Genomic DNA, 19,664 nt, shown 5'->3' with positions numbered 1-19,664 from the left:
AAAAGAAGACCTTTCTTTTTCACTTTATTATCCTCCTTCAACCAAGGTGAGATCAGTTTTCCTTAGTTTTTCTACAAGTTGAAAAAATATCCCTCATTGGTTAAAAAGGAGAGCGGAAATAAATGCAAAAAACGAACGTCAATCGATACTTATTAACATACATTCGTTCAAGCCCTTTAAGCCTCTTCCCCATCTTCGATGACTTTCAATTCCCGCCAACGTCCAAATAAGAAATACCCTGCAGCAATGATACTACTAATGACAAAGCTGACAGCCATTCCGATTGCAATCCCTTTCTCTCCGAACAAGGAAGAGCATAAGTACGTAACCGGATAGCGAAGGACCCAAAATGAGATTGTATTTAAAATAAACACTTGAAACATTGCTCCAGCTGCCCGAACTACACCGTTCAACACGAAATTAATCCCTAAGAACGGGTAGAAAAAGGCAATCGTTTGTACATACATTTTTCCAAATGCGACAGTTTCAGGGTCTTGAACAAATAAGGAAATCATCCACTCGGCACCGATAAACACAATTGCACCAATCGCAAACGATACTCCTAAAATGAGTACTATCCCGCTTTTCGCGATATCATTTACACGATCCCACTGTCTAGCACCGATATTTTGACCTGCCATACTATTTATTGCTGACCCTAATGTCAGTGCTGGAAGCATTATTAAACTGTCTAAGCGCTGTGCTGCACCGAATCCAGCAACCACTTCCTCGCCAAATGATGTAACGACCGTCATAATCGCTAGTACTCCGCCGGATATGACCATCATAGATAGTCCTGAAGGCAAACCGAGTTTAAATATTTTTTTCAGTAAAAAGATTGTTGGCCAAACAGGTAATGTAAATGGAACATTCGCCTTTTTAATTGAATAGATAAGTCCATACAAAAAAGCAGTTCCTTGTGAGACAATCGTTGCATATGCTGCTCCATCAATACCTAAATTAAACCCAGCAATAAATAACGGATCAAATATAGCATTTAAAATAACAGCAAGGAGCACGAACCGAACCGGTGTTTTACTGTCACCTAGCGACCTTAAAACGGTGGCGATAAAGTTATACCCGAAAAGGAAAATAATCCCTATAAAATTAATACGCAAATAAGAAGTTGCCAGTGGCAAAATATCATCTGGTGTGCCCATCCATCTTAAAATGCTTCCGGAAAACATAAAGCCGAATATTCCAAGTGCAAGTGTCATTAACCCTAAAATGACAACGAAAGCATTCAAGGAAGCTTTTAACCCCTCATTATCTTTAGCCCCTTTATATTGCGACAAAACTGTAAGAGCCGCTGTGTTGATACCGATGATAAACGATAAAATTGTAAAGATTACCGTTCCTGATATCGCTATTGCACCTAATGCATTCGCGCCTAGTAAATTCCCGACCCATAACGAATCGATTAACTGATACGAAGCTTGTAAAAGGTTTGCTAAAAAAATTGGGGCAGAAAAAAAGATCATTTTTGAAAGAATGCTGCCTTCAGTAAAGTCGTATTGTTTTTGCTCCATTGTGATCATCCTTATCGTATAAGTCAGACAATGTTAGGACATAAGTGCAAGTACTCGTAAGACTCTCACTCAAAAACGTATACAAGTTACTAATTTTCCAAGAAGAACTACATCTTAAACCGAATCAATAATCATTCTTAAACGAGAAAAGAGACAACTGTCTAAGTCTAACCGACATGATCTAGGTCATCATGTTATAAACAGTCTGTCTCTTCTCATTCATGATTCTATTGAAAAACTTTCCGTCAATTCAACCGCTCCAATGACAGTCTGAGCCATTGGACAATTTTTCCTTGCTAATTCTATCGCCTTTTCTACTTTTGCTTCATTTAAGTTCTCTCCTGTAATGGTATAATGCAAATGAATTTTTGTGATTTTGTTCGCCTCATCTGGATTACGCTCAACATCTGCATCAACGGTCATATCTGTTACTGCCATTCGTTGCTTTTCTAGTACTTTACGTAAAACACCTCCACCGCATACTGCGATTGAGCTAACCATTAATTGATATGGACGAAACCCGTAATGTTCATTTCCTGAAACTTGTAATGTACCGAATTCAACCTCTGTTTCAAACCCATTCTCTTTCATTTGAAATTTCATTGCATAACCACCCTTTTCAATTATTTTTCATAATAGTTATTTTTCCGAAACTTTTTGATCATCCTCTATTATTTTAACCTTATGATCATTCATTCGTCACGTTAAAAACTCTTTCCTTGAAATCAATCTAAAACGAATTAGAATAGATAGTGTACACGACATTGACCTTCGCCCGATTGGAGACAACATTATGAACAATAACAACCTACCTAATTACTCAACAGAAAATCACCCAACCTATCGATACTGGGTACTTGTAGCAATGGTACTTATTGCAGGTTTTTCCCAAGGAATGCTTCTGCCTGTCCTCGCTGTCATGCTAGAACACGCAGGAGTTTCCTCATCAGCAAATGGCCTAAATGCTGCAGCCCTTTATATCGGAATTATTTTAATCTCACCTTTTATTGAAAAACCAGTGCGTAAGTACGGATATAAACCAGTTATTATTATTGGACTCATTATGCTAGTCATTGCTCTTATGCTATTTCCGTTATGGCAAGCATTTTGGTTTTGGTTTGTATTACGAATGGTCGTTGGGATTGCAGATAATTTAATTCACTTTTCGACCCAAGTTTGGATTAGTACAACGAGTACGAAAGAAAAGCGCGGACGTCAGCTTGCAATATACGGACTTGCTTTCGGTATGGGTTTTGGAATTGGTCCGATGATGACGAGATTATTAACAATTAATGATTATTTACCTTTCATTATTGCATCATCTGCTAGTATTATTGCCTGGATATTTATGCTTTTCTTAAAAAATGAGTGGCCGAAAGGTGACTTTGAAACAGCTTCTCAGCTAGGCACTTTCTCTCGTTATAAAAAAGTACTAAAGTTAGCTTGGTTTGCCTTACTTCCAGGTTTTTGCTTCGGCTATTTAGAAGCATCTCTGCACGGTAATTTCCCTGTTTATGCGATGCGCTTTGATCTTGATATGCAGTTTGTCACCGTCTTTTTATTACCTAGTTTTGTTTTCGGCAGTTTACTAACCCAACTGCCATTAGGAATGCTTAGTGACAAAGTTGGACGGAGCCGTGTTCTCCATTCGCTCGTTTTTTTAGGTACAATCGTCTTTTTGTCAATGAGCTTTGTTGAAGAAAACCAATTACTGCTTTGGTCATTATTCACCTTTGCAGGAATGCTCCTCGGATCACTTTTTTCACTCGGTATTGCTTACTTAGCTGACCTCGTGCCTGCTGATCTTTTACCTACAGGGAATGTGATGGTAGCCGTTCTTTTCGGAGTAGGGAGTATGGTAGGTCCCACTGTCGGCGGCTGGTTGATTGAAACAATCGGTCAAGGGGCAATTTATTATTCATTAAGCGGAATGCTCCTGCTTATATTCTCAGCAGGGATGATATTTGAAAAATGTAAAGGAGGTTTAAATGAATCAATGAATGAAGTTGCATAAAAAACATCAGTCATTCGGCTGGTGTTCTTTTAATAAAACGACATGTGAAGTCAAAAACAAGAAACTTTTTTCTCATAAGGACCGTAAATAAAAAGTGAGGTGACCAAAATGATAAAACGAATTCTCAGCTTTTTTCTGCTTATTTCTCTCTTTTTATTGTTTCCAATCGGAGCAGGTGCCGTCGATTTTCAAATCACTGATGTCATCATCGAAGCAGAGCTGCAAGAAAACGGTGATGTTTATGTACGAGAATGGCACGAGTACACGTTTGATGGCGAGTTTAACGGAATCATAAGAGACCTTTACCCTAAGGAAGGATCGGCTATTAAACAGCTCGAAGCTTTCGAAAACGGAAATGAGCTTAGCATTGAATCAGATCAATCAACTCACAGAATTCATCGTTCCGGTACAGATGAAACAATCCGAATCGAGTTAACTTATGTCATCGAAGACGGAGTAGACACTTATGATGACGTAACTCAATTTCACTGGCCATTTTTTGATGACCGAAATGAATCCGATTATGAAAACGTCACGATTGCGATTACACCTCCTTCTCAAGTAAACGTTGACGACGTGCTTGCCTATGGTCGTGATGCAGCCTATAACACTGCTACAATTTACGAGGGGGGAAAAATTGTTTATGAACTAGGTTCCGTTCCAAGCGGAACAAACGGAGACATACGTCTTGCATACCCTGCTGATTTATTTGCAACAGAAGCATCTGAAAATGTTGAGTATAAAGAACAGATTATACGTGATGAAACAGCATATGCACAACAATTAATCGAGCGAGAAGAAAGGCAAGAGTATTTCTCTTCAATCGGTACGATCATTGTATCAGTTGTCGCACTACTCCATTTATTAATTTATTTACGTGCTTATGTAATATATAAAATGCGATCGAATCGATTGAAACATTCATTAGGATCAATAGAAAAAATTCCAGAAGAACAATTATCACTGGCTGCCACTGTCCAGTTCTCAAGAGGATATATAAATCCTCATACGCTTGCAGCTACTTTATTAAATTTAATCCGTAAAGGAAATATTGAGCAAACAGGTGAAAATTCATTTAAAGTGAATCACCTTGATCAGGTAAAAGATCAAGAAAAATACTTTATTAATTGGATGTTTTATGAAATTGGAGAAGGTGGCACATTTTCTCTCGACCAATTAACAACTTTTACGAAAAAGAACAGTGACGCTTACCAAAGCAGCTACCATGAATGGCTAAAAACGATTAAAAATGAAATCAAAGAGATGAATTTTTATCATAATAAAGCAGGAGTAAAAATCTTAATTGGTGTGACCGGCTTACTCATTACACCTTTCTCATACGTGTTCATTATAAATAATGACATTCCTTTATTTTTTCTCGTGGTCGGATTATTTATTATATCTTTGATTTTCAGTATTTTTTACCGAGAATTTAATGATGAAGGCGCAAAACTATATTATCGCTGGAAAGAGTTTCGCCAATACTATCGACAACTCTCTACATCAGATTGGAGTGACTGGCCAAAAGATGAACAAATCAGATCTTATTTATATGCACTAAGCTTAAACGAAAAAAAGCTGCATGATAAAAACAAAGAACTTATTGAACCTTTTAAACAAAAAGCAGCAGATTCTCACTTAGGCATTGCAAGTGCATCGTCAGTGTCCTCAGTTGATTTTGTTACAATTGCTTTCATATCTCAAACAATGAGTTCCTCGTTTAAATCAGCAAGTGATACGACTACACAATCGTCAAGCGGCTCTAGTTCGATGCCAGGAGGCGGTGCGGGTGGTGGCGGTGGTGGTTCAGGTGCATTTTAACTTGGTCCTCCTCCATCACTACTGTGTTAAATGGACTCATGGGAGGGGATTATGTTCACTACAATCGATTATTTGAAGGAAGGGTCTGTCATTCAACAGAAAGCTTATCACGCAATAACATCACTAGAATTAATGAATGACCTTGTCCAATATACTCCGGTTCTTTGCGGGACAATTCCTATCAATATTCATCTTACAAATTCAGACCTTGATATTATTTTTGAAGTACAGGAAGATCAATTTTCTACATTTGAAAAATCCGTTCATCGACTATACGGTCACTATGATCACTTCAAGGTAAAACATATGACTATTCGTCATACCCCTGTATTTAAAGCAAATTTTCACTTTGGGGGATTTGAATTTGAATTGTTTGCCCAACCTATTTCTGTCACAAAACAAAGAGCATACCAACATATGGTTGTTGAGCATGCTTTACTAAACCTCTTTCCCGAATTAAAAGAACGAATCATTGAATTAAAAGAAAACGGTTATAAAACTGAACCTGCCTTTGCTCAAGCATTAAACATTCAAGGCGATCCTTATGATGAATTGATCCGGATTGGCAAAGAGAAACAATTTATTGAATAATGGGAAGAAAAATTCCAATAGTGTTGTGAGATTTAAAAGATGATTTAGACCTATGTCCGCTAAAAAACAATACGGGTAAAATACGAGCTTGGGATGCCCAAGCTCGTTTCATATTTATAAAAACACATGCTCAAGAACTTTTGCGGAACGTGCATTATTTAAATTTTTATTTATTTTCTTCGATACGTCCAAACGAAGCTGGTCATCAAAGGACCGAATCAACTCAGGCTCTCCAACGAGATAGACTTGTTGCCATTTACGGTCCCTTTGCATTTGTTCGATATTCGTCGCCATTTTTTTATAAAACCGATGTAAATTTTCTCTGAAACGCTGTTCAAAGTCATCGACATGACTAGCCCCTGATGCCATTCGATCTGCTGACGCAAGTCCTTCTTTAAATGTCCATTCTTCCGTATTTGGGTTAAAGGTATACGTTCTTGAGTCGTTTAATTCACCTAAATCAACATCATACACTTTTACTTCATCCATATTCGGTAAAATGACGCCACATTTAGGGTAAGCGCTTTGGATTCTTTCAAGCTCGTCTACAATTGGTACTCGTTCCCAACGAAAGCTTGTTTCCACCGGAATTTGCAAATAATGAACCGACCATAAATGCTGTTCTTCTGACGCAAAAATTACAATGCTTTTTTGAAGTTGTGATTGATTTCCACGAATCTCTTTCTCAACTTTTTTCCTCAGCTTCAGATAGCTTTTTAACTGCTCATCATTGCCAGAAGCACGAAGGTACTCTTCTAGTTTTTTTAAGCCATTCTTTAGCCTGATTTTCCATTCACCTTTTTGTTGATCTTGATCAGAGCGGTCAGTATTCAAGTAAACAGACAGTACACACTTTCCTTCTGGACAACGGAAGCTCCGTAATTGTTCCAGCTCTTTGGCTAATGCCATATATAATATTCCTCCTTTGAATAGCGTGTACAAATATGTATCCTTAAATCCGCTTAGTCAAACTACTTTTTTATATAATTTTGATTAAAAAGCGGATGATGTGTGAAAAACATTCAATCTCAGCTAACAACGAAAAAGGCTGCCTCAATGCTCCAGAACTCTAAAAGAGATTCAGGTCTTTTTGAGACAGCCTTTCTCATGATGACCATTCAGAAACAATTGATCATACAGCCTATTGAAAACCGTGTAAGCTCGATCTTCAATGATGTAAAGGGGATGCAAAAGCAAGCTTTTGCGTTCCTTCAGCAAAACCGTACAATCATTATTAAATGGTCTTTGAAGCCAGTATTACAGCTTCTCGATTATTAAACTGCGTTAATATAGATGTTTTATTCCTCTTTTGCTTTTGGCAATAAATCCCGCTCATTTTCTAATTGATCTGTACCTTGTTCATTTAAATGACTCGCAAAAGATTGGAATTCTTTTTTCGTTTCCTCTAGTTCATGAACAAGCTCCTTCGCATGGTCTTTCATATGTAGAGTAGATTCTACAATATTTTCAAAATCTGACGATGCTTTTTCGACTACAGACGTAATTCGATCTCCGGATTGTCTAATTTTTTCAACTAAAGGTCCACGGTTTTCATTTAATAACGTCACATAATGCTTCGTCTTATTTCTAAAACATTCGACACTGTCAGTTACTTTCACCCGAACATTTTTATTTGATGCTGCGATCGCAGCTCCTGCAATTGCACCAACTATAATCCCTCTAACGAGCCACTTTTTTGTTTGATGATTCTTTTCCATCATAAAGCCCTCCCCTAAAAATTCATAAATCGACAGTACTTATTTTCATTTTACCAAGAAAGGACTAAATCAAACAAAAATTTTCATCCAAATCTCCCTTTTAATGAGAAGAATAATAGATGATTCCATCATTTTTTTCGACCGTTACTTCATTCATAGCCTCTAAATAATCAAGATGACCTAATGTTTCAGACAATGTAAGTCCAGGCTGTTTTTTATAAATACGGTTATATACTTTTTTACAAAGCTCAAAACATGTGATTGGCTCTTCCCCAAGCATCTCTTTAAAATAGAAAGCTTTATTTTCTTGTTCTTTTAGTCTTGATAAGATCAGTTTTTTAGGATCCTCAATTACGTTTCCGTGGCCGGAATAGCAAAGGTGAATATCTTTGCATTTCTGCAATGATTTTCTGTATTGAAGTAATGTCTTCGGACGTCCTTCTCCTTCTTCATATGGTGCCTCTATAATCGCATTAGAAGAAATATGTTCAATTAAATGATCCCCTGCAATAAGAGTTCTATCTGCTTCACTAAGTAATGAAATATGACTTTGAGCATGCCCCGGGGTTTCTAAAACAGTCCAGCCCGGAAGACCAGGAATTTCATCACCTTCTTTTAAAATTTGATCAACTTGTCCTTCGGCTGAATAATTTAAAAAGTACTCGTTCGATTTTGTAATTGAATCGATCATTTCATCAGGTACATGATGCTCACGATACAAATTCATAAAAAACTTTTGAGAATGATTCATAAAAGTTGGATCACGCATTAACCACGGATTTAGCTTCCAATGACCAAACACTTTTGCATTCGGCAAAAATGAATGAAGTAAGCCGATATGATCTGGATGATGGTGGGTAAGCACAATATTTTCTATATCGTTAATAGTTAAATTTAATTCCTTTAACTGCTCTTTCATCGAGAATAAAGCCTCTTCTGTTCTAGGGCCAACATCAATAAGAGTAAGAGCATCTCCCTTTACAACATACGTATTGACCGGACCAACTAAAAAAGGGGTAGGAATGGTCAACTGAAAAATATTTTTTGTTAGTTGCTTCATAAGCGTATTCATATTGCCTCCTTCAACTTCAATAATGAATGAATATTCATTCGGTTTTATTATATTTTAAACGATCCTTCCTATTTTGTCATCGAAAATACAACAGAAAGGATGGATCGTCAAAAAATATCAGTTACATCATATAAAAGATTACTTTGCTGTGTGAGAGCTGGGATCAACACAAAAAACACAGGGCTCTCCCTGTGAAAACTCTTAATTTATCAGTTTTTATACGGCCACGTGCTTGATTAGTAAATAATTTATTAAACTCATATGGTTTTGTTCGTCAATAATAAACGGGAACACAAAGTATGCATAATTAGGGCTTAAATGAAGCCACAGATGTGTGTAGAGCTTAGCACTTCTATCCTTACGTAACAGCATATTTGACAACCCTTTCCGAAGTGACTCCGGTCGTTCAAATATAGGTGCATCCACTTCTGCTGGACGTCCAGTAATATAATAATAAACTTGTTTTAACGTATCAAAGTGTGTACGTTCATCCAATAACATGCTGTGTAAAATTCGTTCTGTTTCATCATCTTGTGCAATGACTTTTAAGTAATCAAACAGCAGTTCATCCGTACTTTCCCTTCTGACAATTTGTAATATTATTCTTAACACTAATTGATCATTTGTGTAGCCGTAACTATGCCATGCAGGAGAATGAGCCCACACTGGATTATTTCCATAAACGTTTTCGTGATTGATCATTTTAACTCCCCCTTTCCATAAAACCCCAATCAATATTCAATATATGACCAGTTGTAAAAAATGATCTTTCAAATGTTCAAAAAATTGTAACAAGTTTCACATGTACATACACCTAAAAGGGTATATAATTGAATTGTAAGAAAATTTAGATTTAAAAAGGATTGATTCAAATGAGAAAAAGAATGACAAAAAGCTTTGACGAGCTCGTTAATGAAAATAAACAACAATTACTTCGCGATAAAAAAGCAATCTCTCAGATTGAAAAAAAAGTAGATGAGAAGTACACAAAAGAAAATCTACAAAAAGCATAAACAAAACTTGGTTTGTCGTTAAAGAGTTTTTCAGCAAGCGAATTGTGCTTACTGAGAAACTCTTATCTTTCATATATTTTGATAGTATAAATACAATAAAAAGGGAGCTGCCGATTTACCGGTGCTCCCTTTTTATTTACCAAGGAGGGACTTAAGCTTTCTATTCCCCTTGATATTTTTTTAATAACGTATTCAGTTTTAAAGCAAGTGACAAATCGCCTCTTACTTTTAGTTTTCCAGTCATATACGCTGTAGTCGGATTTAAATCACCATCTGCTAATTTAATAAAGCTCTTATCGCTCATCTCTAACGTTATATCGGCGTCATATTTCTCATCGGTATTATATTCCACCACATTATTAGCAAGCTTCATCTGATGAGTCCCTTCTTCATCACCAGATAAGTTAAATTGATACACAATGTTCAACCCTTCTATATGTGTTGGATTATCATTAATTTTTTTCGTTAATTGTTCAAATGTCTCACTTACAGCCATTTTCATCTTCCACCTTTCAATATAATATGATTGAATACTCATTCATTATTACATATTCTCGCTAATTCAACAATTTCCCTTTTTCACTCATTAATTATACTGATTGTTTCTCTATCCCATGATTTAGCTGACTCTCAATTTGGTGTTGAACAATTTCTGCTAATTGTTTAAGATCCATGTCCTCTTGATCTTGGTGAACACGAATAGGATCAGAAATTGTCACATGAACTTCAGCTGGGCGAATGATATTATTGTTCGCTTCCATCATTCGATGAGTGCCATTAATCGTAACAGGTAAAATCGTCGCTTTTGATTTCGTAGCAAGCTTGAAGCTCCCTTTTTTAAACGTATTAATCGGGCTTCCCTTACTGCGAGTACCTTCTGGAAAAATGACGATATGATTCCCGTTCTGTAAGTTTCTAGAGCCTTCAATAATCGCTTTTACAGCTTGCCGTCTATTTTTTCTTTCTATAAAAACACATTCCAAATGTTTCATCCATGACTTGACAATTGGAATTTTTTTCACTTCTACTTTTGAAATAAAACCAATTTTCAATCCTAAGTGACCCAATAAAATCGGAATATCAAAGTTTCCGACATGATTACTAACAATAAGCAATGTTTCATTACGGGGAATTTTTTCTTTACCATGGACGTGAATGGTTCCCCCCGCAACTTTAATTAATGACTTTGCCCAATTAGATGTTATCTTTTCTACATGAGCATCATATTCGCTTTGTTTATTTTGTTTTTTTAGTCGGTTCGCCTTCCAGAGACTTGGCAGCGAACAAATAAGATAACTAAAAAAATAAATAAACCAAAATACAGTACGCAGCATAACTTCTTCTTCCCCCACGATGTTCTATTTTCACTGAAAACTATTATAGCAGATAGCTTGCTGTTTTTTGTATTGATTTACTAAAATCAAGGTAAATACATTCGTCCTGAATCCGTGATAATAGATGTTGATATGCCATCCATCTGCTCGCATCCACCAGTAAGGATTTGAGTCATTAAATCGAAAGATTATTAAGATGCTTACATAGTACATTTATTTCATCACGGGTTCATGTTCGTTATAAGGGAATAAAATATTGTAGAGGAGGTTTTACGAGATGGTCAGATATAAAGGAGTTGTCGAAGGACGTGTACAGGGAGTCGGCTTTCGTTATTTCACGAAACAACTTGCATTAGAAGCAGAGTTAACAGGCTGGGTAAAAAATACACCAGAAGGAACGGTAGAATTTGAAGTTCAAGGGAATAGATCTGCAGTGCGATCCTTTATGAGAAAAATTCAACAAGCAAAATATCCTGCAAAAGTGACAAATTTATCGTTAAAAAATATCCACCCTTTAAACAATGAGACGAAGTTTAAGATTATTTATACTTAGTTCTTTTGGACAAAGGTTGATGATGCGTTCTAACACATATAGAAAAATACGTGCAATTTCTTACTTTTTTTTAGAAGCTTACTTCCGTCACCTCACACAAATATTTTTGGGACATGAACGTGTAATCACTCACCGTAAAACCCCTTTTCTAGCCTTATATCCACCATCTTGCTCAATAGTTCACAAATATGCCACTAATTCGTTACAGATTGTTCAATACTTCACAATATTTATGGCCATTTCTATATTATAATGTAATTGAAAGATAGTTAGTGATCACTAGCAAATAAAACTTAAGCTTTAACAAAACATTTCAGCCATTTTCATTACACATTTATCTCTTGAAAGGGGAGATTCATATGTTTATGAACTTCTTAAGAAACAATTCAATTGCAGCGGCAATTTTGACCGTTTTACGAGTATATTTAGGATGGCAATGGTTAACTGCTGGCTGGGGAAAAGTGTCTAACGGTTTTGATGCATCAGGTTATTTAACTGGAGTAGTAAATAATGAAATGGTGATTGAGCAATATCCAACTTACCATGCCTTCATTGAAAATTTTGCAATACCAAACTCTAGTGTATTTAGTTTTATGGTCGCTTGGGGAGAGCTACTAGTCGGATTAGGATTGTTAGTCGGTGTATTCACAACAGCCGCAGTATTTTTCGGAATGGTCATGAACTTTGCTTTCATGTTCGCAGGTACAGTTTCCTCAAACCCTTTGCTTATTTTGCTTAGTATCTTTATCATCGCAGCTGGTTATAATGCAGGCCACTATGGTGGTGACCGCTGGGTGATTCCGTACCTCCGTACGAAAGTATTTAAAATGAAATCAAAAGAGCAGCCAATCGAGCAAATAGCTTAGTATGACATAGGAGGTGCCCCAAAAGTATTTTTGGGACACCTCTTTTTTCATTTTATAATCAAATAGATTTCGAAATCGCTATTGCCGGACGCTTTCACTCCAAAGCACAAGTGCGACATCTACTCGTGTTTCACTTTGTTTTATCGCATTAAAGGGCTTTTGAGATACCTTCATTCTTTTTATCCCCACTTGTTTATATGCTTATATTCAAACGTTTCTAACCTTTGGAATGACTCCCGAAGCTTTGCCGCCATTGTTTATAATTGCTCGAGCGACTTCTCCCATTAAACCAGCATTACCACCACCATAGACGAGTTCTTTTTGTTGATTAGCAAGTATGTTTCGAAACTGAGCAGCTTTTTCAGTATAAACAGGATGCTTACCAAAGCTCGAGCCGCAAAAGACACAAATTTTCTTCATAATCGCTCCTCCCTCCGATGACAAACAATTCCAATTATAATCTATATTATCAAAAGTGCAACATACTTACGTACACCTTTAACAATCTTTATTTTTCATTATCGCTAAAGGATCTTGAAAGATTTAATTGATGTTAAGCTATGTCCATCGGTAATATAAATCAAATAGTATAAAAAACAAGTGTCGTCATAATAACACTCGCTTTCTTCATACAATTTTAAGTTGTAAATAAAAATAGTGTTAACCTTCATTCATCATCTTCTATAATGCCGAAAGTTTGAAATACAGTGTTTCTTTGTTCAGGATAAATTTCTTTTCCAGCAATTTGATTAATCATTGTCACATTCCTCTGCACAGCCAGTCCAAGATTTGTTGCTCCTGCTCCGTGTGAATGTTCAATATTCGTTACCGTAAAAAAGCAATGATCTCGCGGCTCATTAAAAACAATTCGATAATCTTCAGAAACTTTATAATGGTTATCATCTTCCCACTCAATTTGATCGTTAAATTTATTAAACCAATCTGGAATATTTGGCTTATAGCCCGTTGCTAAGATGACTTTATTAACGTCAATGTTATATTGTTTTTCTAATTGCCAATGTTCACAAGTAACGGAATAATTAGCAGCTTTCTTATCAATCTTTTCTACATTCGTACTAGATAAAATCGTCACTCCAGCTTCGAGACCGTTAATCGATTTATGATAGAGCAGATCATAAATTTCATGCAGTGTTTTCTCTTCGACCCCTTGTCTTAAATGTTGCAAATTAGGAATTTCTTCGATTCGTTTTTTATAGGGAAGCGAATGATAATAGTCAAGATAATCAGGGGAAAATACTTCCTGACCCAATTTTCCAGATTCAAGCTGAAAAAATGAAGGTGATCTCGTTACCCAATACAAATGCTGATCGAATTGATTCGTTTGTTGTAATAAATCGAGAAACACTTCTGCTGCACTTTGGCCAGATCCGACGACCATTATTCTTTCAGCTTGTTTAACCCCATCTAACTCATACTGATAATGGCTCGTATGCAAAATATCCTTATCCGGAAAACCAGCAAATCCTTTAGGAATGAGAGGAGAGCTTCCTGTACCTAGAACAACATGATTCGTATAATAGCGTTCATTTTCATTGGTGTCACGGTCTTCAACAACAACTTCATAATATGGTTGTTGTTGCTCATGATGATCAATCACATCAATCACTCTCTTACCGAAAGAACAATTTGTCAGTTGTGTAACGACCCATTGAGCATAATCATTATATTCTCGACGCGGAATATCAAAACGATTAAAAAAGTAAAATTGATAGAGCCGGTTATTGCTATGCAAATAATTGAGAAAACTAAAACGGCTAGTAGGGTCAGCAAAAGTAACAAGATCTGCTAAAAATGGGACTTGTAAATCCGCTCCTTCAATAAGCATTCCTGGATGCCAATTAAACCCTGGTGTTTCATCAAAAAATTGTGCTTTTATTTCATCTACATCTTCCAATAGTGCAGCCATTCCTAAATTAAACGGACCGATTCCAATACCAATGACATCATACATTTCTTCATTTCTTTTCATAGCAAACCCTCACTCCCTATGTATAATCACTGTGATTATAAATGCTTATTTTATTCCTTAGTTTTCACGTTCCTTTAAGGAATCAAACATGAAACATTTTTAAAGTCCATTCTAAAGGGAGTCAGACGACAATTTAGTAGTGTCTGTTCAAAAAGAGGCGAGTAGATCAAGGAGACGAAGCTTTGAGTCACGGAGCATATCGTGTTCCTACTTGATTCACGGAGAAACGAATCAACCTAGAGATACGAAAGCTATTTTTCCCAGACTTTTTGAACATCCCCCTTTAACTATAAAATGTTTCTTTTTTTATAAAAAATTCGATATGATTATATAAGAGTTCGAAATATTAGCACGAGTCATCGCATTAGCATTTATGATGATCTTAGAGGAGTGGGGAAAATTGAACTACAGAAAATTAAAAGAAAATGAAGTTGACTTAAGCATCACAATGTCTGAATATGCATTCCAGTTTGAATTAACTGATGAAGAAAGACGGGAAAGGCGTGGGTGGATCAAGCCAGAAAACACGTGGATCGCTGAAGAAGATGGCAAGATCTTATCAAAAAGTTCGACGATCCCTTTTCATATTTTTTACTACGGACAGGTCATTCCGATGGCAGGGGTTTCTGGAGTCGCAACATGGCCGGAACACCGTCGTGGGGGACTTGTAAAAAATCTGCTTTTCCATTCCCTACAGGAAATGAAAGAAAAAGGTTTCCCAGTCTCATTTCTCTTTCCATTTTCAATACCATTTTATCGTAAATTCGGTTGGGAGCTGTTTGCTGATACCCAAACGATTACAATAAAGAAGGAACAGCTTCCGCAAAGAAAAAGTACGAAAGGAACAGTACGTCGAATTGAACCGTCTATCGAAGTATTGCAGCCTGTATATGAAAAATGGGCGGAACAATATAACGGTACTCTTATTCGTGATGAAGACTGGTGGAAGCGGTCTATTTTCAAACGAAAAAAAGGGAATGTTGCGGTTTATTATAATGAGAAGGAAGAAGCCCGCGGCTATATGCTTTATGAAGTAAAAGAAGATAAAATGACGATTAAAGAACTTATATGGTTAGATCCTGAAGCTCGCACCGCTCTATGGACATTTATCGGAAATCATGATTCGATGATCAATAGTGTTGTGTTAAAAACAACTGCTAATGATGGACTTCCTTTTATTCTAGATGACCCGAAAGTAGAACGTGAAGTTACTTCCTACTTTATGGCGCGAATTGTCGATGTGAAAAGCTTCTTGTCATATGTTCCTTTTAAGGGAATAAAAGGCGGCTCACCGATCATTTTACACATCCATGATGATTTTTGCGACTGGAATGACGGAACGTTTATTATTCAATCCCATGAAGAAGGGAATAAAAATGACGTTCAATATTTTCCATATAAATCCGATGGCGCTTGCACACACATGCCTAAACGCGGCTGTCATATGACTATTCAAACGTTATCTGCGCTTTTATTTAGTTCACAGCAGCCAGAAATGTTAATTAGAGAAGGGTTCATCAATGGTGAGCAAGATGAACTCGACCGATTAAAAGAAGAGATTCCTTATAAGCCAGCGTTTATTTATGATTTCTTTTAAAGGTTGATTTAATAAAGTTTTGATGGACACTGGATCAGCTATTACTGCTAAATGCGATGTTTATAGACCTTAAGTGGACACACATTCCTCTATTGTCCGATTATGAAGAACATTCCAAATAAGGTATTCCATGTCCACAGGCGAGATAAAATAGTGATTTTTTGATGATACCGAACCTTAGTACAGCAATAAAAAAAGCAGAAAAAAGAGCAATGCTCCCTCTTCTGCTTTTTTATTCCCACATTTTTCGGAGTGTATTTAATGTCCGTTTTGATTTACTATACCTTAAAGGCAGATCGAATTTTGTTGTTTGCTTTAATACACTTTTTTCATGGGTGAAAGTATCAAAGCTATGTTTTCCATGATAAGCACCCATTCCACTCTCACCTACACCACCAAATGGCATGTAAGGTGTCATTAAATGCATGAGCGTATCATTTACACACCCTCCACCGAAAGCTATATGATCGAGGACCATTTGTTCGTTCTTTTGACTCTGTGTAAATAAGTATAGTGCAAGCGGATTCGGACGTTTACGTACAAGGTCTATTACATCATAATCATTTTCAAAAGTGACGACTGGTAAAATTGGACCGAAAATTTCTTCTGCCATCACTTTATCATCATACGTGACATCAATCATGATCGTAGGTTCAACAAACCTTTCTTCGCGACCATAGCTTCCTCCATAGTAAACTTTATCTTCTTCTATTAATTCAACAAGACGGTCAACATGCCATTCATTCACGATTTGCGGGAATTGACGGCGTTTTACTGCATCCCCGTAATATTTTTTAATATATTGAACTAAGTATTTAATTAACTTTCGTCGATTACTTTCATGTACGAGAATATAATCTGGTGCGACACACGTTTGACCGGCATTTATAAACTTCCCCCACACAATCCGTTTTGCAGCTAGCTTCACATTTGCATCTTTCATGACAATCGCCGGGCTTTTACCTCCAAGTTCCAGCGTAACTGGTGTCAAATGCTTAGCTGCTGCCTCCATCACTTTTTTACCCACTTTTACGCTGCCTGTGAAAAAAATATAATCAACGTTTTCATCTAGCAGATCCTTTGCCGTTTCAGCATCTCCTTCAACGACAGCAATAAATTCTTCGTCAAACGTCGAAGAAATAAGTTCGCGAATGACAGAGCTCGTATATGGAGTCATCTCCGAAGGCTTAATAATTGCGGTATTTCCTGCACCAATTGCTCCAATTAACGGAGCAATCGCTAATTGAAAAGGATAATTCCATGGCGCAATAATTAACGTCACACCATACGGCTCTTTATAAACAACACTTTTACTTCCAGTATGGCTCAAAGGGGTTTTCTCTTTTCGCGGTGTTGCCCAATGATCAACGTTTTTGATCATATCTTTTATTTCGCTGTATAATAAGCCAATTTCTGAAATAAATGCTTCATGCTGGGATTTGTTTAGATCTCTCCAGACAGCATCGATAATATCGTTCTCTCTTTCTTTAATCGCTGCCTTCAGCTTTTCAAGCTGCTTGACACGAAAAGCAATTGATTTTGTATCCCCACTATAAAAATAGTTTTTTTGTTTTTGTACTAAGCTATGAATGACCTCATTCATTTCGTTCACCACTCCCTACTCTTTCACACGATCTTCTATATACATACCCAATATATTCGGATGTGAATCATGCCATACATACTATCTTGCCAGTATTTCGACATGAATGTTAGCTGAATATGAAATACTTAATTCCTACTATCACTGTACCAATAGGTGCATTGATACTAGTTATTATACACTAGCCTCATATGATTTTGTCACGCAGATCGTGTTGTTACACAATTATAGATATTTCTTCACCTGCACTTTTTCTTAACCACAATAAAGAAAAGCACTGCCTCTCCCTCTTCTAGCATCGCTCTGTGGTTATCTCCGTCAACCGGGCAATACGCCACGTCTGTGGTATGCCCGGCATTAGGACGTCCTGTCCGTCAACCGGGCAATACGCCACGTCCTGTGGCATGCCCGGCATTAGGACGTCCTGTCCGTCAACCGGGCAATACGCCACGTCCTGTGGCATGCCCGGCATTAGGACGTCCTGTCCGTCGAGGCAAATCGCTAGACCAGATCTTCGGCTATCCCCCCCACGTCCTGCAGGAACGCCGAAGTCGCCACATCCGTGTGGAAGCTCGTGACGGATTCAGGCTTTAAAAAAAACCGAGTAGGCGTCGCCATTACTGACCACGCCTCTCACAGAGCACACACGTGCGGATCTTCGCATGTGGCTCTTCCCATATATCCCTTTTAGAGATAACGTTCATCATAAACAGATGATAAACTAACGAGTCCAAGTTCTGAAAAGAACTTATTGTCTAGTGCCGCATGAACCATTGGACTTTTGGAACTTCGCCAAGCAAACATACGGATTCCTCTAAGGTTTTCTTCCCTCCATCCCTTTCTTCTCAGAAGGCGGTGGAGGTTCTTTATATGTCTCCAGCTTCTTAGTTGTACCATTCGTAACCGTCTTCTTATCCAGCTATCCCATACTTTGAATTTGTTCTTCACATTTCCATAACGAAAATAATTTGCCCAACCTCGAATGTATGGATTTAATTTGTCTTGGATAAGTAGTTGAATATCAACTGTTTGGTTTCGACGAGTCATTTCTTTCACTCGTTCCTTGAATGTCGCCTCTTTCTTAGGGTCTATTCTTCGAATATCTCCGATGAATTCATAGCCTAAGAATGTAAATGGCTCTTTGTTGGCGTTGACAACTTTAGTCTTTTCTTGATTCACAGTTAGACTTAGCTCTTCCTCAAGAAATCTTGAGACACTTCGCATAACTCTTTCTGCGCCTTTTGAACTTTTACAAAGAATGATAAAATCATCCGCAAAACGGACGATTCGGTGACCTCGCTCAGTCATCAGTTGATCAAGCTGATGTACGTAGATGTTCGAAAGTAATGGACTTAGCACGCCACCCTGCGGAGCTCCCTCAGGGGTATCTTCGTATCGATCTCCTACCATGACACCTGCTCTGAGAAAACGGTGAATGAGTTTGATTATAGACCCATCTGTCACTCGTTTCCTTATTTGATGTTCCAGTTTATCATGTGGGATCGTGTCAAAGTAGGATTGTAAGTCGGCATCGATGACATAATGGTATCCTGCATTCAAGTGTTCAGTGACTTTGTCTAAAGCCATATGAGCACTTATTCCGGGCCGAAAACCATAGCTACACGGAAGGAATTCTTCTTCGAAGATCGGTTCCAATACATTTCGAAGAGAAGCTTGTACGATGCGATCTTCCACCGTTGGTATCCCTAGTGGACGTTGTTTCTTGCCATTATCTTTGTCGATCATCTTTCGTCGACCAGGTTTGGGTCGATATTGTTTATCTTTTAGCTTCTGTTGGAGCACTTCTAGATTGTCCTCCAGCTTTGCTTCATAGCCTTCAATTGTTACCTTATCAACCCCTGGTGCACCTTTATTCTTCTTCACTTGATAGAAGGCACTTACTAGATTCGCTTTCTTGTACACTTTGTCATACAAACTGTACCATACACGTCTTTTCATCTGT

General features: G+C 37.3%; 20 protein-coding genes. 8 read left to right on the top strand and 12 right to left on the bottom strand.

Features of this window, described 5'->3' with window-relative positions:
• Positions 1–176: 176 nt before the first annotated feature.
• Both CD001_RS11495 and CD001_RS11490 read right to left on the bottom strand, forming a co-directional pair.
• On the bottom strand, positions 177–1,529 hold the full coding sequence (locus CD001_RS11495; RefSeq protein WP_096187874.1) for an MATE family efflux transporter: 1,353 nt from the start codon (positions 1,527–1,529) through the stop codon (positions 177–179).
• A 219-nt stretch (positions 1,530–1,748) separates the two neighbouring features.
• Complete coding sequence (locus tag CD001_RS11490; protein ID WP_096187873.1) at positions 1,749–2,132, bottom strand: OsmC family protein; 384 nt, start codon at positions 2,130–2,132, stop codon at positions 1,749–1,751.
• A 190-nt stretch (positions 2,133–2,322) separates the two neighbouring features.
• Here CD001_RS11490 and CD001_RS11485 point away from each other — a divergent pair, with 190 nt between their 5' ends.
• The 3 genes from CD001_RS11485 to CD001_RS11475 all read left to right on the top strand — a co-directional run bounded on the left by CD001_RS11485 (position 2,323) and on the right by CD001_RS11475 (position 5,955).
• Entirely contained in the window at positions 2,323–3,543 is a 1,221-nt protein-coding gene (locus CD001_RS11485; protein ID WP_096187872.1) for an MFS transporter, read from the top strand.
• A 108-nt stretch (positions 3,544–3,651) separates the two neighbouring features.
• The gene (locus CD001_RS11480; protein ID WP_096187871.1) at positions 3,652–5,364 is read left to right on the top strand and encodes a DUF2207 domain-containing protein; all 1,713 of its coding nucleotides are present in this window, start codon (positions 3,652–3,654) and stop codon (positions 5,362–5,364) included.
• A gap of 51 nt (positions 5,365–5,415) precedes the next feature.
• Positions 5,416–5,955: a DUF4269 domain-containing protein gene (locus CD001_RS11475; protein ID WP_096187870.1), complete on the top strand. Its 540-nt coding sequence runs from the start codon at positions 5,416–5,418 to the stop codon at positions 5,953–5,955.
• Between the two features lie 114 nt (positions 5,956–6,069).
• On the opposite strand, the gene CD001_RS11470 is transcribed toward CD001_RS11475, so the two are convergent.
• Complete coding sequence (locus CD001_RS11470) at positions 6,070–6,864, bottom strand: VLRF1 family aeRF1-type release factor (RefSeq protein ID WP_096187869.1); 795 nt, start codon at positions 6,862–6,864, stop codon at positions 6,070–6,072.
• 102 nt (positions 6,865–6,966) lie between these two features.
• Here CD001_RS11470 and CD001_RS11465 point away from each other — a divergent pair, with 102 nt between their 5' ends.
• The gene (locus CD001_RS11465; RefSeq protein ID WP_096187868.1) at positions 6,967–7,233 is read left to right on the top strand and encodes a hypothetical protein; all 267 of its coding nucleotides are present in this window, start codon (positions 6,967–6,969) and stop codon (positions 7,231–7,233) included.
• A 20-nt stretch (positions 7,234–7,253) separates the two neighbouring features.
• Here the strand turns inward: CD001_RS11465 and CD001_RS11460 are convergent, their stop codons facing one another.
• The 3 genes from CD001_RS11460 to CD001_RS11450 form a co-directional block, all read right to left on the bottom strand.
• Complete coding sequence (locus CD001_RS11460; RefSeq protein ID WP_142303580.1) at positions 7,254–7,676, bottom strand: hypothetical protein; 423 nt, start codon at positions 7,674–7,676, stop codon at positions 7,254–7,256.
• A 97-nt stretch (positions 7,677–7,773) separates the two neighbouring features.
• Complete coding sequence (locus CD001_RS11455) at positions 7,774–8,745, bottom strand: MBL fold metallo-hydrolase (RefSeq protein WP_096187866.1); 972 nt, start codon at positions 8,743–8,745, stop codon at positions 7,774–7,776.
• Positions 8,746–8,961: 216 nt separating this feature from the next.
• Positions 8,962–9,447, bottom strand: a complete 486-nt coding sequence (locus tag CD001_RS11450) for a ferritin-like domain-containing protein (protein WP_096187865.1) — start codon at positions 9,445–9,447, stop codon at positions 8,962–8,964.
• Positions 9,448–9,617: 170 nt separating this feature from the next.
• Between CD001_RS11450 and CD001_RS11445 the strand changes: the two genes are divergently transcribed.
• A complete protein-coding gene (locus CD001_RS11445) occupies positions 9,618–9,758 on the top strand; it encodes an FbpB family small basic protein (RefSeq protein WP_096187864.1) in 141 nt (46 codons plus the stop codon).
• A 160-nt stretch (positions 9,759–9,918) separates the two neighbouring features.
• Here the strand turns inward: CD001_RS11445 and CD001_RS11440 are convergent, their stop codons facing one another.
• Positions 9,919–10,254: an SCP2 sterol-binding domain-containing protein gene (locus CD001_RS11440; RefSeq protein WP_096187863.1), complete on the bottom strand. Its 336-nt coding sequence runs from the start codon at positions 10,252–10,254 to the stop codon at positions 9,919–9,921.
• A gap of 94 nt (positions 10,255–10,348) precedes the next feature.
• Positions 10,349–11,092: a lysophospholipid acyltransferase family protein gene (locus tag CD001_RS11435; protein WP_096187862.1), complete on the bottom strand. Its 744-nt coding sequence runs from the start codon at positions 11,090–11,092 to the stop codon at positions 10,349–10,351.
• 277 nt (positions 11,093–11,369) lie between these two features.
• Here CD001_RS11435 and CD001_RS11430 point away from each other — a divergent pair, with 277 nt between their 5' ends.
• Positions 11,370–11,645, top strand: coding sequence for an acylphosphatase (locus CD001_RS11430; RefSeq protein ID WP_096187861.1), 276 nt, complete (start codon positions 11,370–11,372; stop codon positions 11,643–11,645).
• A gap of 359 nt (positions 11,646–12,004) precedes the next feature.
• Entirely contained in the window at positions 12,005–12,511 is a 507-nt protein-coding gene (locus tag CD001_RS11425) for a DoxX family membrane protein (protein WP_096187860.1), read from the top strand.
• 207 nt (positions 12,512–12,718) lie between these two features.
• Here CD001_RS11425 and CD001_RS11420 read toward each other — a convergent pair whose 3' ends face one another.
• Complete coding sequence (locus CD001_RS11420; protein WP_096187859.1) at positions 12,719–12,931, bottom strand: LOG family protein; 213 nt, start codon at positions 12,929–12,931, stop codon at positions 12,719–12,721.
• Positions 12,932–13,178: 247 nt separating this feature from the next.
• Positions 13,179–14,501 carry a lysine N(6)-hydroxylase/L-ornithine N(5)-oxygenase family protein gene (locus CD001_RS11415; protein ID WP_257009792.1) on the bottom strand — a complete coding sequence of 441 codons (1,323 nt, stop codon included), beginning with the start codon at positions 14,499–14,501 and terminating at the stop codon, positions 13,179–13,181.
• 400 nt (positions 14,502–14,901) lie between these two features.
• Here CD001_RS11415 and CD001_RS11410 point away from each other — a divergent pair, with 400 nt between their 5' ends.
• Positions 14,902–16,098 carry a GNAT family N-acetyltransferase gene (locus CD001_RS11410; RefSeq protein WP_179298711.1) on the top strand — a complete coding sequence of 399 codons (1,197 nt, stop codon included), beginning with the start codon at positions 14,902–14,904 and terminating at the stop codon, positions 16,096–16,098.
• A 232-nt stretch (positions 16,099–16,330) separates the two neighbouring features.
• On the opposite strand, the gene CD001_RS11405 is transcribed toward CD001_RS11410, so the two are convergent.
• Positions 16,331–17,701 carry an aldehyde dehydrogenase gene (locus CD001_RS11405; protein ID WP_096187857.1) on the bottom strand — a complete coding sequence of 457 codons (1,371 nt, stop codon included), beginning with the start codon at positions 17,699–17,701 and terminating at the stop codon, positions 16,331–16,333.
• Positions 17,702–18,388: 687 nt separating this feature from the next.
• Positions 18,389–19,660 carry a group II intron reverse transcriptase/maturase gene (gene ltrA, locus CD001_RS11395; RefSeq protein ID WP_096187855.1) on the bottom strand — a complete coding sequence of 424 codons (1,272 nt, stop codon included), beginning with the start codon at positions 19,658–19,660 and terminating at the stop codon, positions 18,389–18,391.
• Positions 19,661–19,664: the final 4 nt, after the last annotated feature.

This window comes from Evansella halocellulosilytica (assembly GCF_002335745.1).
In the GTDB taxonomy this organism is placed as follows: Bacteria; Bacillota; Bacilli; order Bacillales; family Salisediminibacteriaceae; genus Bacillus_CA; species Bacillus_CA halocellulosilytica.
This window is presented reverse-complemented; position numbering and strand designations above follow the sequence as displayed.